This is a genomic window from Legionella bozemanae (assembly GCF_900450575.1).
Taxonomy (GTDB): Bacteria; Pseudomonadota; Gammaproteobacteria; order Legionellales; family Legionellaceae; genus Legionella; species Legionella bozemanae.
This window is the reverse complement of sequence record NZ_UGGY01000001.1, coordinates 1850435-1865226: the sequence shown is the minus strand read 5'-3', so window position 1 is coordinate 1865226 and position 14792 is coordinate 1850435. Positions and strand designations below refer to the sequence as shown.

Below are 14792 nucleotides of genomic sequence, written 5' to 3'. Positions count from 1 at the left end.
TCCCATTCAAAAGAAACTAGTTGGCAGCACTAGGAAAATCTGCATCACAATCATATCGGCTATCATTAGCTAAAAAAGTTTTACAACTTTGGCTGATAGTATATTTTACAGTAGTAGCATCAGGTACAGAGGTGTTTCGCTTAGAATACATTTGCCAAATAATAACTCCGCCACTGTTTTTTTGTTGCGCAAGAATTTCATTAACCAATTGATTAGTCAGTTGAAGTTGGCCATTAATATTTTGAGGATAGGCGGGTTGATTTACTTCAAAACCAAATTGTATTTTTGCGTTAATAAAATATTTGGCTGGTAAAAAAGTCACTTTTCCGATGTTATCAACGGTTAAACTGGGTTTGCTAACGACTTCTGCTTTCAACCAATTGGTATAGTCTTTCATATACGCGCTGACTTGACCAGGTAAATCCAAAGGCCCATTAGCATAAGGAGCGCATTCGACTGGATTATCTCCGCATAAATCATAGGTCATCAGACCCAAGCTATCAAAGCGTGAAACTATTGCCGCATCTTTATCCGTAAGGTTATACCATAACCCTTTCAAATTTCCTTTCCACCAGAGCCCACCCTTGGTATATATATCAGGATATTTGTCTCCATATACAAAACCTGTAATTGGACGAGCACCAACAGGAGGTGCAGCTGTAGCAAATTTGAGATACTTTGCCCCTGGGTCATCCATTAGTGCATGCAAAATAGCATCTACTTTATCAATTGTTTTAGGCATAACATAAGAAGAACCAGAATTTATCCCATACTTCATGAGATTGTTGTATGTTGGCCCTCCTGCATTCAGTATACTTTGTGCTATATCTGTTGACCATTCACCATTTGAACTAGGCCCCCAAGAAACTGCATATTGATCAGCATGCCAAAACTCTTCATAGTCAAAATCAATGCCATCCACCCCTAAATCATTCGCTAATTTGACTAAATTTGCATAGGAGGTTTTTGCTTTGGATGCCTGCTCCCTATCAGGATCAGTGGGGTCAGGAAACCAATCGTAAAAAGCTTGATTTATGCTTGAGGAGGCAGGTCCACAAGCTCCGCGCGCTACTGCAAAATTACAGCTGTAATTCCAGCCGCCCACAGAGAGAAATGTTTGAATATTTTTCTCTTCGGATAATTTGATTGCTGCTTTTAACTGATCAAAAGCTTGAGCACCTTTGCCATCATGATCCGTAAAATAACCAAGTATACCCGTTTTAGCGAGATTACCAGTCTGATAATCAATCAATGATGGTCTAACAAATGAAAAAATAACACGATTAAAATTAGGTTTTTTGAGTTTAAGCAAATCGTTAACATACTGTTGAAGCTGCGCAGGATTATCAATAAGCAAATATACAGAAACAACTTTTTCATTAGCGGCAGGACTGGCTTGCACTACGGACAAAGAACTATCAAGCATCAACAGGGTACATAACACAGAGAGGCATATTTGCTTTAATTTCATCGCTTCTCCCTAGCCACTTATTCGACACCTGATTAAATTATATACATTTAATAAGGATAAGCAAACGGCTCAACATAACATAGTGGAACCCGGATATTAATAATCCAGCGTTCCATACGTTCTTCAGGCCATTGGAGAACTACGATACAACCCAGAGTTGCATAAAATCATCCACTTTCATTGCTGCAAGTGTATTTGTGTCACTCATTGCCTGCATGATTCGCTCAACGCGTTCTACAGAAAACTGAGTACTTAAGTTCTTTTTAAATTTGGATACTAAAACAGGAATGCCCTCCTCACGTCTGCGTTTGTGGCCAATTGGATATTCTACGGTTATCAAATCACTCTCAGTACCATCTTTGAAAATTATTTTGATGCTGTTTGCAATTGAACGTTTTTCCGGATCAAGGTAATCACGAGAAAAACGTTCATTTTCAGTAACATGCATTTTTTCACGCAATATATCTATTCTGGGATCTGCTGCAACATCATCTTCATAATGTTCCGCTTTTAAATCACCAAATAATAAGCCTATAGCAACCATATACTGTAAACAATGATCCCGATCAGCAGGATTGTGCAGAGCACCTTGCTTACTAATAATTCGAATTGCCGACTCATGTGTCACTAAATCAATTCGGGCTATATCATCAAATCGGTGCTTCACAATAGGATGTAACATCACAGCACATTCGACCGCAGTTTGCGCATGGAACTCAGCAGGATAAGATAATTTAAACAACACGTTTTCCATCACATAACTGCCATAAGGGCGCTGAAATTTAAATATTTTTTTATCAAAAAGCACATCATAAAAACCCCAGGTTGGAGCACTTAATGCGCTTGGGTAACCCATTTCTCCTGCTTTAGCAATTAACGCCAAGCGAACTGCTCTTGAAGTGGCATCTCCTGCAGCCCACGATTTTCTTGATCCCGCATTAGGTGCATGTCTATATGTTCTTAGACTTTGACCATCGACAAAAACTTGAGATAGAGTTCTTAACATCATGTCTTTATCAGCGCCAAAAAGCTGAGCCGCAACAGCAGCACTAGCAACTTTTACTAAAAACACATGATCCAGCCCTACTCGGTTAAAACTGTTTTCCAAAGCGAGGCAACCTTGAATTTCATGTGCCTTAATCATAGCAGTAAGCACATCCTGCATTAAAATTGGCGCATTGCCCTTGACATAATTTTGTCGGGACATATAATCCGCTACAGCAAGGATGGCACCTAAATTGTCAGAAGGATGCCCCCACTCTGCCGCCAGCCAGGTATCATTGAAATCCAGCCAACGTATCATAGCACCTATATTGAAAGCCGCTTGTACTGGATCTAATTCATATGCTGTGCCTGGAACTCGTGCTCCGCCAGCCAGAGTAGCGCCAGGAACAACTGGGCCCAGGAGTTTAGTACATTCAGCAAAATTTAATGCCAAAATACCACAACCTAATGTATCCATGAGGCATAAACGTGCTGTCTCATAGGCTACAGCGCTATCAATTTTTTTGTTTAGCACATAATCCGCAATATCAATCATAACCTGATCGTAATCAGGTTTAATATTATCTTCTACATAGCTGTGCATAATAACCTCTGTCCATTATTTATCCAGATATTTGTTTCTCATCAGATTAACTCGCTCAATCTTAGAAACCGTCATTTAACAAATTACATCTTATCCTACGTCCCGCGGCCAGGAATCCCGCACCATCATTAAATCTCGCGGACAAAGCCACGGGATCTAGATATGGCGCTTTGCTCCTTAACTTAATGTCAGTGCCACTGCGGTTTCCCATCACTTTGCTTCATTCATCACATAAATGATATAGATTGAACAACTACCCCCTCGTCTCAATAGCCGGGAACTTTTGGGGTTCAGGTCCGGTATATTCAGAAGTGGGTCTTATCAGCTTGTTATTCTCTCTTTGTTCAAAGACATGGGCTGACCATCCCGTAATACGCGACATAACAAAAACCGGCGTGAACAAGAATGTAGGAATGCCGCAATAGTGGTATGCCGAAGCACTGTAAAAATCCAGATTGGGAAATAATTTTTTTTCATTCCACATGACTTCTTCAATGCGTTCTGAAATATGATATAAAAGAAGGTCGCCCTTTTCCTCACCCAAGCGAAATGACCATTTTTTGATGATGTCAGAACGCGGATCGCTGGTCGTATAGACTCGATGTCCGAATCCCATAATGAGCGCTTTATTAAGCAACATTTTCTTTAATTCAGTTTCAGCTTGGTCAGGATTATCAAAACGCCCTATAAGCTCCATTGCTGCCTCATTAGCCCCTCCATGTAAAGGACCTCTTAAAGTACCAATAGCACTTGTGATCGCAGAATAAAAATCAGCCAATGTTGCTGCGGTAACTCGTGCAGCAAAGGTTGAAGCATTAAATTCATGCTCAGCATATAAAATCAATGATACATTCATCATTTGAGCTTCTAATTTACTTGGTGCACGCCCATGTAATAATGCAAGAAAATGTGCCCCAGTTGTTTGTTCATCACTTAAACCAGAAATTTCTTTATTATGAAAATGCCATGCATACCAGTAACACATTATTCCTGGGAATAAAGCTAATAATCTATCCGCAATGTGATGCTGTTGTGAAAAACTATCTTCTGGTTCAATTGTTCCCAAAAAGGAACAGCCAGTTCGTAGAACATCCATGGGATGTGTGTTTTTTGGGATTAGTTTCAATACAGTTTTTAAAGCATCAGGCAATGTTCTAAGACTAACTAGTTTTTTTGTATATTCATCCAATTCTTTTTGAGTAGGTAATCGCCCATAAAGTAATAAATACGCTACTTCCTCAAACGAGGCATATTCTGCTAGATCATCAATCGAGTAGCCTCTGTAATTCAAACCTTTTCCTGCTAGTCCAACTGTACAAATTGCTGATTGACCAGCAACTACACCGGCTAAACCGCCGCTTTTAACACTCATTGTCTTCCTCCATCAATTGGTCTAGTTTTTGTTCGTATTGATAATAACCAAGCACATCATAAAGCTCTTCACGAGTTTGCATTTTATCGATCACGGACTGTTGCGTTCCATCTTGAAGAATTGCCCTATAAGTATTTAACGCTGATTGGGACATCGCTCTAAATGCACTCAATGGATACAAAATTAGCGAGACGCCAACCTGTTTCAATTCGTCACGATTAAATAAAGGAGTTTTACCAAACTCAGTAATATTCGCCAACACAGGCACAGGAATTGCCTGAGTAAAGGTCTGATACTCCTCCAGACGAGTCATCGCCTCAGGAAATATCATATCAGCGCCTAATTCGACGCAAAGCAATGCTCTTTCTATAGCTGCATTCATTCCTTCAACAGCATAAGCATCTGTTCTCGCCATGATGACAAAATCAGGATCCTGCCGTGCATCAACTGCTGATTTAATTCGGTTGCCCATTTCTTTCAAAGACACAATCGCCTTATTGGGTCTGTGCCCACATCGTTTTGCCAGTACCTGATCTTCAATATGAATGGCTGCAACCCCTGTTTTCTCCATAAGTTTTACGGTTCTGGCAATATTAAACGCATGTCCCCATCCTGTATCAACATCAACAAGAAGAGGTAAAGGACACGCGTCAGTAATTCGGCGTGCATCCTCAAGAACTTGTGATAGATTGGTCATGCCAAGATCGGGTATACCATAAGAGGCATTCGCAACACCTGCCCCTGAAAGATATATTGCTTTAGCTCCAGAAAATTGCGCAAGCATAGCAGAATAAGCATTTATGGTACCCAATACGGGTAGGGGTTTATTTTCTTTGACTGTCTGTTTGAAGACTTTGCCCATGGAACTCGCCATTAGCTGTCACTCCTTGATCTTAATATGATATAAACTAACGTAATCTGAGCATAAAGAAGCAGAACTTGGATTTCCTTTGTGAATTCAAGTGTTTTGCTTTGCCCAAACTATAGGTTTAGTATTATGCTCTAATGAGAATTTCATCTCAATCGATTTTAATACCACCCCGAATTATATTTTTACGTAAGAAACGTGCAGGTGATAAAGCATAATGCAAATTTCTGGGCAAACAGCTCATTTCGTTATTGATTACCGAGGCTAGCCATTCTGCGCATAAGGGAATTGTTGTAAGACCTCGAGAACCAAAACCAGCACAGGCATAAAGTCCAGGATAATAGGGACCGGCTTGAGCTATCCAACGTTTTGCATTTGTTTCCAAGCGAGCAAATTGCGCCACAAATTGTTCCGCCTCTGCGATTTTGCCAACTAAAGGAAGATAATCAGGAGTTGACGCCCGAACTCCTGCCCAATGATTACTTACCTCATCAGACCATAAAACCTCTGGTGCTAATTGTTTAAGCTTTGCCAAATTATTCTGATCATCCTGAAGTTTTATTTGAGATTCTGCTGATTTTAACTCATAGGTGGCGCCTAACTGATGAATACCCTGTATTGCAGGAAGCACATGCCCTTGCCCACATAAAGGCAATTTTAAACAAGCGCTTTGCTCGGTTGATAAAATTGCTGTCATTTGTCCCCGAATGGGTTTAACAGGCAAATGCTTCGTTTCTTTAAATGAATTGATTTTATGACCATTCGCTAAAATAAGAACATCAGTTTCCAAATCATTCACAACCCATCGCTTATCAAAAACCAATTGGTTGATTACGGTATTAGTCAATAAAGAAATACCTTCCGTATTAATTAAAAATTGGCATAATTCCGGAGAGTTTATCCATCCTGACAAAGGAATATACAGTCCGGGTTTATCTAATAAAAATCCTGCTAATTGCGAAGCCTGTTCCATATCTACGAGAGTCCCTAACTCTGGATAATGGGTCAACCAAGAACGTAAGCTGGATTGCGCTGCCTTTTCTTTATCAGAATAAGAAAGTAACAAAGAACCACTCAACTCACCAATTTTTGTTTGCTTTAAGATGCATTGGTAAGTTCGTGCAGCATATAAAAATGCAGCCAACATAAATTGAGTCAATGGAGAGCTGTACGCAGATAGTTTAGGAAATAAGACCGCTTGTTGATTTGCTGATCCACCGCTTCCTATTTGACTTAATTCATCAATAATCGTTACGTTCCACCCTCGCTTATTAAGAGCATGCGCTGTAAAACAACCCGCCAAACCAGCGCCTATAATTACCGCTGATTTACTGGAGTACTTTTCTGCTTTCCCCACATGCCACGGAGTATGACGTTTTGTGGTATTTTGTGATGGCATTTGCGCAAAACGAGCGCAAACCATATGACGTTTAGGACCAAACCCTTTTCTTTTTTTAACAACAAATCCATGTTGACTTAAACTTGTTTTAACAGAACTTGCAGCGGTATAAGTTGCCAGGGTGGTTTCTTCTTTAGACAACATAGCAATTACTTTCATCAAAGCATCAGACCACATATTTTGATTTTTGGCTGGGGCAAAACCATCAAGAAACCATGCGTCAATAAAAGCTGTTCTGAGTTGACTCTCAAGCGAGGGCTCGCCACAAATTAATAGCTGTTCATAGCATTCCAGGGCATCTCCTAACATTAATGTCAGCGTTACTCTACCATCACAAAATGAAAGATGATGATATCCAGGAGTTAATACAGGATAACTTGCTATAAGTTGCTGGGCTTGCTTTTCCAATTGTGGCCAGGAAGCAAGACTTTTTGTTAAGTCAGTAAGAGATAAAGGATGCTTTTCACAGGAAATAAAATGTAATTGACATGACATAGGAGCATATTGTTCCCACAAACTCCAGCTCACAAGGAAATTCAAGCCAATTCCAAAACCAGTTTCTGCTATGGTAAATCTTTGCGGTTCATCAGAAGAAAATGATTGCCAACGCTTGATTAAGTCATTTCCATCAATAAATACATAAAGTGCTTGATTAATCCCACCTTCGGATGAGTGATAAATATCATCATATTGTGTTGAGAAAGGCAAAGTTCCATGCCACTCCAACTCTGCCTTATTTATAGGTACAAAAAAATTACTCACATACAACCACTCGATTCGTAGCCATCCCTTTGGCTTCTTGTAATTCAGCTGGTTTTTTTTCCTGGATCAACTGCCGTAGCTTGGGAACCATGATAAAAAGTACAATTGAAGAACCAATTGCAAACAGACCTAACATTAAAAACACATGGCTGTAACCCTCATTAGTTACTAAAGGTGAAATGCTCTCTTGTCCTTCGATCATCATATTTGAACTGTAGCTAGACAAGGCCGCACCTACGCCCGTATTTAACATCCACATGCCCATCATCACACCTTGTAATGATGAAGGGGCTAAATATCCTATCATAGCATAACCAATTGGGGATATTAAAAGTTCACCAATGCTCTGCAAAATATAACTCAAGACAATCCAGCTGGGATTCACTAACCCTTCATAGTTGGCATAAGCGATACCAATAGGTAATATGACAAAAGCAATACCTATAAAAAGCAATGCCAATGCAAATTGAGTAGGAATATTAATTTGCACCCCGTTTTTGCGCATCTTATGCAGTAAAATCCCTAATAATGGCCCCCCAATAACAATAGCTACTGTATTAATATTTTGGAACCATTGTGGTGGAATGACCCAACTTGCAAAATCACGTTGTACATTATGGTCAATAAAGACTGTAAGTCCCATGGGTGCTATTTGATAAAGCATCCAAAAGACCGTTCCCACAATCATAAGTACAGCAAAAGCAACTATTTTATCTTTTGCTTCTTTTGTTGGTTGTTGTCTTGCCAAATACAAAATTACACCTAGCATAACTAGGCCTGTTACCAACACTAATTTTTTAGCCCAATCTGCATATTGAAGCATTTGGCTTAAAAGAAATGGGAGCAATACAATCAGAAGAACCCCTAAAAAAATGGCTTTTTTTTGGGATATTTTATCTTTCCTAGAAAAAATCGTTTCTTTATCTGCTAATTGTTGCCAGCAATACAAACAAATAATTAATGCAATCAAATTTCCCAAGCTACTAAGAAGAAAGAGTCGTTCATAGTTCTGAGTCAGCTGAAATAAACCGCTTAAGCTAAAGCCAACAAAAAAACCAATATTCATACCTGCATAATTCATAAGAAATGCTGTTTCACGTCGAGTATCTTCTGGAGAGAAACGTTGAGTTAGCATACAATTTAAACAAGTCACGTTCAAACCAGAACCCGTTAAGAAAGCTGCCAAGCCATAATAAAGAAAGAAAATATCGCCAAATGACAATAGGATACAACCTATAATTTGCGCCACCATTCCCGCGCAAAACAATGCGCGATTAGAGAGCAAACGCCCTCCCCAAAAACCACCAAGCAAATGCAGCCCATAATTAAAAGCAATGAAAACACCCATGACGCTGTTAGCAGTACTAATTTGAAGACCTAATCGTCCTTCCATGTATAAAACAAGCGTTGAATAAAGAACACTGAAGCTTAACGTAGAAACAATCTGAATAAAAAAAAGAGGAACAATTCCTTGCGGCATCGATTGTATGAATTCCTTTTTGTTTGTCATGATCGACATCATCTTACTTCCTTGTTAAAGAACGTCTCTGAATATGACATGTGAAAAAATTACTGTCTAGGGTATTTTAAAAATTTATTTTTTATCTTTTTTTGTTCGATATTTGTTGCCTAATGCAGCGCTGCGAAACGGAGTTAAATTAACCTCTCAACCCTGGGTTACGCTGCACTGCAGCTTACGGAAACACCTCGGAAAATGTTATCTTTTTAATTGATTAAGCACTTCTTCAGCAGCCATTTGCGTTTTAATAATTTCGTTGTCTCCATGTGCACTGGAAACAAATCCGGCTTCATACATGGAAGGAGCAAAATAAACACCTTTTCCTAACATTCCGTGATAAAACTTTTTAAATAAAACCTCATCTGATGCAGCAATGTCTGCATAATCAGCGATATGCTTTTTCTCTGTAAAACAAAAACCGAACATTCCACCTAATGAAGCGCTAAAAAATGGGATTTTTAATGTTTCAGCAACAGAAGACAATGCCAAAGTTAATGCTTGGGTAGTTTGACTTAATTTGGCAAAAAAACCTGGTTTTTCAATCTCGGATAAAGTTGCAAGACCTGCTGCCATAGCTAATGGATTACCAGATAATGTACCTGCTTGATAAACAGGTCCCTCAGGAGCCAAAAAAGACATAATCTCTGCTCTGCCGCCCAAAGCACCTACAGGCATGCCACCACCAATCACTTTACCAAGAGTAGTAATATCAGGAGTAATCCCGAAAATCCCTTGGGCCCCTGTTAACCCCACTCTAAAACCAGTCATTACTTCGTCAAAGATCAATAAAGTTTTGTATTGATCACATAATTGGCGTAATCCTTTCAGAAATTCAGGCTCAGGCAAAACAAATCCCATATTCCCAGCTACAGGTTCCAATATTATTGCAGCAATATCATCAGGAAATTTTTCGAATAACTGTGCAGTTTGCTCTAGATCATTAAAATTTGCGGTTAGAGTATGCTCGGTAACACTTTGCGGAATTCCTGGAGTTGAAGGGATACCTAATGTAAGAACACCAGAACCCGCTTTAACTAACAAACTGTCGCTATGCCCATGATAACAACCATTAAATTTAATAAATTTATTTTTCTTGGTTACTCCACGAGCCAACCTAATCGCAGTCATTGTTGCCTCGGTACCAGAGTTCACCATACGTACTTTTTCAATTGAAGGAATTAAGGAGATGATTTTTTCAGCCAGTTGTACTTCAAGTTCGGTAGGTGCTCCAAAACTCATACCACTATGAAGCACTTTATTCACTGCCTCAATTACAGCAGGATGACAATGTCCAAGGATTAACGGTCCCCAAGAGCCAACATAATCAATATATTCATTATTATCTACATCAACAAGATATGCACCTTTACCTTGTTTAAAAAAAATAGGATCGCCACTAACCCCTTTAAACGCGCGCACTGGTGAATTAACGCCTCCAGGAATAAGCGTTTGGGCTTGATGAAATAAATCTGTTGAACGTGTCATAAAAAATCTCCATAATTATGCGGTATAATATTACAGACATTATTAATAATTGGCAAAAAAATGCTTTATCTTTACATCGAAGCCCACAATAGCTAAATTACGCCCTTTTAAACGAGTATTATCATGCAAGAATATAAAAAATATATTTGTGTCATCTGTGGTTTTATTTATGATGAAGCCGAAGGATGGCCTGAAGATGGAATTGAACCAGGTACACGTTGGGAAGATGTGCCCGAAAATTGGTTCTGTCCAGATTGTGGAGCCGGTAAAGAAGATTTTGACATGGTAGAAATGGAATAAGTTTCCTTACTTAGAAGAAATCTGCACTCTAAGTTATATGTTTTTATAAAATTGTAACCTGGGTTTCGCTGCGCTGCACCCAGGTTACAATTTACGGTTTTACCACAACCAAAATCACAATCCCTATCAACAATAAGGTCGGCATTTCATTATAAATACGAAAAAAACGGGCGTGCTTTTGATTTTTATTCTGTGCAAATGCCTTTAAATAATGCCCGCATAATAAGTGATAAACCCATAAAATAACGACAAGACTCAATTTGGCATGCATCCATCCTGCCTTTAGATAATAGACTGGATTATAACTGAGAAGCCATAATCCCAATAAAGTTGTCACTATTGCAGCAGGCCAAGTTATTCCATAATAAAGTCTTTTTTCCATTACTTTAAAACGAATGAGACTTGTCTCATCATGAGTATCGGCATGATAAACAAACAATCTTGGTAAATAAAATAATCCAGCAAACCAGGCAACCATAGCAATGATATGAAACGCTTTAATATACAACATAATTAATTTCCTGAACGATGTTTTCGTTTTTTTCGAGAATGTTTTATCAAATTCAGTGCCTCCACTCCCAATGAGAAACCCATGGCAAAATAAATATATCCCCGAGGAATATGGAAAGAAAATCCATCAGCAACAAGCACCATGCCAATTAGAATTAAGTAGCTTAGAGCAAGCATTTTGATTGTGGGATATTCTTTAATAAATGCACTTACTGCTTCACTGGCAAAGACCATAATGAGAATAGCACATGTAATCGCGACAGCCATGACCCAAAAATGTGAAGTTAATCCCACGGCAGTTAATACACTATCTAAAGAAAATATAATATCCATTAATGCAATTTGGAAAATAACCGCTTTAAAGGTTGTTTTAAAGGCTACAGTCTTCGCTTCACCCGTTAATACCGGCTCAGTAGTCACATCCTGATGAATTTCTTCTGTTGCTTTCCAAATTAGAAAAGCGCCACCTCCCATAAGAAAAAAATCGCGTGCAGAAAACGACATATGAGCCACAGAAAGTAACGGTTTAGTCAATTTGATTAGATCAACTGCTACCGCTAATAAAATCAAACGCATAACCCAAGAAAGTGTAAGTCCCCACCGCCTTGCTTTTTTTCTCTGTTTGGGAGGTAATTTTTCAGACAAAATAGATAAAATAACCAGATTGTCAATTCCCAAAACAATTTCCAATATGATTAAAACGATTAAGCCTACCGTAATATCAATAAAATCCATCAAATCCTCTGATATCAGAAATTGAAAAAATATATAATATACTCTTTATCTGAGATTTACCTATATCTTTCTGTAAAATCTAGAGCATAACTTTATTGAAAGCATGATGTTTATAAAGGCAAATGATTCACTTTATTCTTTGGCTTCGATATAATATCTACGTTATATTAATCTTGTGAGATACAGAGATCATCAAATTTATCAAAAAGCTGCTAAAGAGAAACAGAGCTCATGTGCAACCTGTTGCTTCAGCTTATATAATCCCAAGGAATAAGCATTCCATATCTAAAGCGGACATTAGTAGCAATGCGCTCAAAGTGCTTAACCGCTTAATTGGTGCTGGATTTCAGGCATACATTGTTGGAGGTAGCGTCAGAGATTTATTGTTGCATAAAGCCCCCAAAGATTTTGATGTAGCTACAGATGCAACACCCAATCAAGTTAAAAATTTATTTAGAAATGGACGAATTATTGGTCGTCGCTTCAAGCTTGTTCACATACTCTTCCACCGCGAAATTATTGAAGTTGCTACCTTTAGAAGTCATATAGCTATTGATGAAAGTCAGCTAACAAATGAACGAGGTATGTTGGTTCGGGATAATGCTTATGGTTCCCTTGATGAAGATGCTTGGAGACGTGATTTCACGATTAACTCACTTTACTACAATATAAATGATTCATCGATTATTGATTTTACTGGTGGCGTGAAAGATGTTGAAGAAAAGCTCATTCGTATGATTGGTGATCCAATAAAACGATATCAGGAAGACCCAGTACGCATGCTACGCGCAATTCGCTTTAGTGCAAAATTAAATTTCAAACTTGCACGAGAAACTGAAGCGCCCTTTCCTGAGATTAGTCATCTTATTACTCATGTTTCCAACTCACGTTTATTCGATGAAATGACTAAGCTATATCAATGCGGCAATGCAGTAACAGTGCAAGGATTGCTCATGCAATATGGCTTGTTTCAACATCTGTGTCCTCAAACTCATGGACTATTAAACAGTACTTATCCCGTAAATGCGTTATTAACGATCGCTCTTGAGAATACAGATACTCGTATTCATGAAGAAAAGCCAGTAACACCAGCATTTTTATTTGCAGTTCTTTTATGGTTTCCTATGATTGAATGTGCAAAGGAGTTACAAAAAACAGGAATAGATCCGCTTCCTTCTATAGAAAAAGCGATGTCATTTGTCCTTGCAGAGCAAAATAAAGTAATTTCAATTCCTAAACGTTATACTCAAATTATTCGGGAAATCTGGTTGTTGCAGTACCGTTTTGCCAAGAGACTTGGAGGAAGAGCCTTTAATCTTTTACAACATCCACGTTTTAGAGCAGCCTATGATTTTATGGCATTACGTGCTCTTGCAGGTGACGAATCCATGGAACTTGCACAATGGTGGACAGCGTTTCAGGATGCCGACGAAGCAGAACAAACTAAAATGGTTGCGCAGCTCGCCCCTGACTTACCGAAACGAAAACGCCGTCGTAAAAAACCTAAAAGTATTAAAGCTAGTGATTCATAATGAATATTTGTTATTTAGGTTTGGGCTCAAATCAGCACGTACCTGAGCGTCAACTGCGAAAAGCAATTAAATCAATAAAAGCGCTGCGCACTACTGTTGTTACTAAGGTTTCATCTTTTTATTGGAACAAAGCTTGGGGATTACAAGGCCAACAAGACTTTTGCAATGCCGTGATCGAGCTTTTCACTCTTTTATCCCCCTTAGAACTACTTAACGCTTGCCAAAAAATCGAAAAAAAACAGGGAAGAATTCGGAAAAAACACTGGGGTCCCAGAGTTATTGACATCGATATTCTATTATACGCAGATCAAGTCATTCATTCTAAAAAACTGGTAATACCCCACCCATATATACAATCTAGAAACTTTGTTTTAATTCCTCTAATTGAGATAAATCCCAATTATAAATTAAAACTAAAATCGGAATCACTTACATAATCTTTTTGCTAATGAGTTGATACAGCACCGATCGTTATCTCAAGAAAATGCATAATACGATGGTATTAATTCCTCAAACTAAATTATTTCATATTTTATGAGATAAAATAGGTACTTATAGTAAAGAATCTACTATTATTTACAATAATAAATTCAATTGTGAGGCTGCTATGTATAAGAATATTTTATTTGCTACGGATTTGCTTAAGGAACATAATCATCTCACAGAAAAAGCAATCGCGATTGCGAAACAATTTAATGCTAAATTATATCTGTTACATGTCATTGAACTGCCTGCCAGTTTTCAATTGGCTCAAGGCCTTGGTTTTACAGAATTAGCCAACCCAGCCAAAGACGATGCACAAACTGTATTAGCTTTAATAGGAGAAAACTTTAATATTCCACGTGAACAACAATTTGTTGAGGTAGGCTCGGTTAAAGAACATATTTTTAGTAAAGTGAAAGAGCTAAATTGTCAGCTCATTATTATTGGCAGTCATTCTTCTTCTGGTTTGCACTCATTTTTGGGAAGCACAGCAAATGCTGCAGTCAATCATGCTCCATGTGATGTAATAACATTACGGATTTAAAAATTAAGTTTTTATCTGCACTGTTTCTGACAGAATAACTATGCCAATCCTGTTTCTTGGTGCCTATAACAGGCACCAAATATCTTCATCCGTTTAAAAAAATATTGATGGATTTGATATCTGAATCTTATGATCCTAATTAAGGGTTTAATTCGATTTAAATTGCTCCATTTTGAATGAAAAAAATGCTATAATAAACATACCATAACATATGAGCTCTTTGT

Annotated in this window: 13 protein-coding genes; 4 read left to right on the top strand and 9 right to left on the bottom strand. The window is 38.2% G+C overall.

The window, feature by feature from the left end; all coding sequences use genetic code 11:
- Positions 1-16: 16 nt before the first annotated feature.
- The 7 genes from DY223_RS08060 to hemL form a co-directional block, all read right to left on the bottom strand.
- On the bottom strand, positions 17-1471 hold the full coding sequence (locus DY223_RS08060; RefSeq protein ID WP_058457796.1) for a glycoside hydrolase family 18 protein: 1455 nt from the start codon (positions 1469-1471) through the stop codon (positions 17-19).
- Between the two features lie 139 nt (positions 1472-1610).
- A complete protein-coding gene (locus tag DY223_RS08055; protein ID WP_058457795.1) occupies positions 1611-3059 on the bottom strand; it encodes a bifunctional 2-methylcitrate dehydratase/aconitate hydratase in 1449 nt (482 codons plus the stop codon).
- A 253-nt stretch (positions 3060-3312) separates the two neighbouring features.
- Positions 3313-4431, bottom strand: coding sequence for a bifunctional 2-methylcitrate synthase/citrate synthase (prpC, locus tag DY223_RS08050; RefSeq protein ID WP_058457794.1), 1119 nt, complete (start codon positions 4429-4431; stop codon positions 3313-3315).
- Positions 4421-5305, bottom strand: a complete 885-nt coding sequence (prpB, locus tag DY223_RS08045) for a methylisocitrate lyase (protein ID WP_058457793.1) — start codon at positions 5303-5305, stop codon at positions 4421-4423. The genes prpC and prpB overlap by 11 nt, the downstream gene beginning before the upstream one ends.
- Positions 5306-5450: 145 nt before the next feature.
- Positions 5451-7460, bottom strand: coding sequence for a bifunctional tRNA (5-methylaminomethyl-2-thiouridine)(34)-methyltransferase MnmC2/FAD-dependent 5-carboxymethylaminomethyl-2-thiouridine(34) oxidoreductase MnmC1 (gene mnmC / locus DY223_RS08040; RefSeq protein WP_058457792.1), 2010 nt, complete (start codon positions 7458-7460; stop codon positions 5451-5453).
- Positions 7453-8979, bottom strand: coding sequence for a peptide MFS transporter (locus DY223_RS08035; protein ID WP_058457791.1), 1527 nt, complete (start codon positions 8977-8979; stop codon positions 7453-7455). Before DY223_RS08035 ends, mnmC begins: the two co-directional genes overlap by 8 nt.
- 198 nt (positions 8980-9177) lie before the next feature.
- A complete protein-coding gene (gene hemL, locus DY223_RS08030; RefSeq protein WP_058457790.1) occupies positions 9178-10464 on the bottom strand; it encodes a glutamate-1-semialdehyde 2,1-aminomutase in 1287 nt (428 codons plus the stop codon).
- A gap of 123 nt (positions 10465-10587) precedes the next feature.
- Between hemL and DY223_RS08025 the strand changes: the two genes are divergently transcribed.
- Entirely contained in the window at positions 10588-10764 is a 177-nt protein-coding gene (locus DY223_RS08025; RefSeq protein ID WP_019232400.1) for a rubredoxin, read from the top strand.
- Positions 10765-10855: 91 nt separating this feature from the next.
- Here the strand turns inward: DY223_RS08025 and hemJ are convergent, their stop codons facing one another.
- A complete protein-coding gene (gene hemJ, locus DY223_RS08020) occupies positions 10856-11275 on the bottom strand; it encodes a protoporphyrinogen oxidase HemJ (RefSeq protein ID WP_058457789.1) in 420 nt (139 codons plus the stop codon).
- Between the two features lie 2 nt (positions 11276-11277).
- On the bottom strand, positions 11278-12009 hold the full coding sequence (locus DY223_RS08015) for a TerC family protein (RefSeq protein WP_058457788.1): 732 nt from the start codon (positions 12007-12009) through the stop codon (positions 11278-11280).
- A 209-nt stretch (positions 12010-12218) separates the two neighbouring features.
- On the opposite strand from DY223_RS08015, the gene pcnB reads away from it, so the two are divergent.
- The 3 genes from pcnB (at position 12219) to DY223_RS08000 (ending at position 14568) form a co-directional block, all read left to right on the top strand.
- Positions 12219-13541 (top strand): polynucleotide adenylyltransferase PcnB, encoded by a 1323-nt coding sequence (gene pcnB / locus DY223_RS08010; RefSeq protein WP_058457787.1) that lies wholly within the window; start codon positions 12219-12221, stop codon positions 13539-13541.
- The gene (folK, locus tag DY223_RS08005; protein ID WP_058457786.1) at positions 13541-13978 is read left to right on the top strand and encodes a 2-amino-4-hydroxy-6-hydroxymethyldihydropteridine diphosphokinase; all 438 of its coding nucleotides are present in this window, start codon (positions 13541-13543) and stop codon (positions 13976-13978) included. The genes pcnB and folK overlap by 1 nt, the downstream gene beginning before the upstream one ends.
- A gap of 170 nt (positions 13979-14148) precedes the next feature.
- The gene (locus DY223_RS08000) at positions 14149-14568 is read left to right on the top strand and encodes a universal stress protein (RefSeq protein ID WP_058457785.1); all 420 of its coding nucleotides are present in this window, start codon (positions 14149-14151) and stop codon (positions 14566-14568) included.
- The last annotated feature ends 224 nt before the right edge of the window (positions 14569-14792 follow it).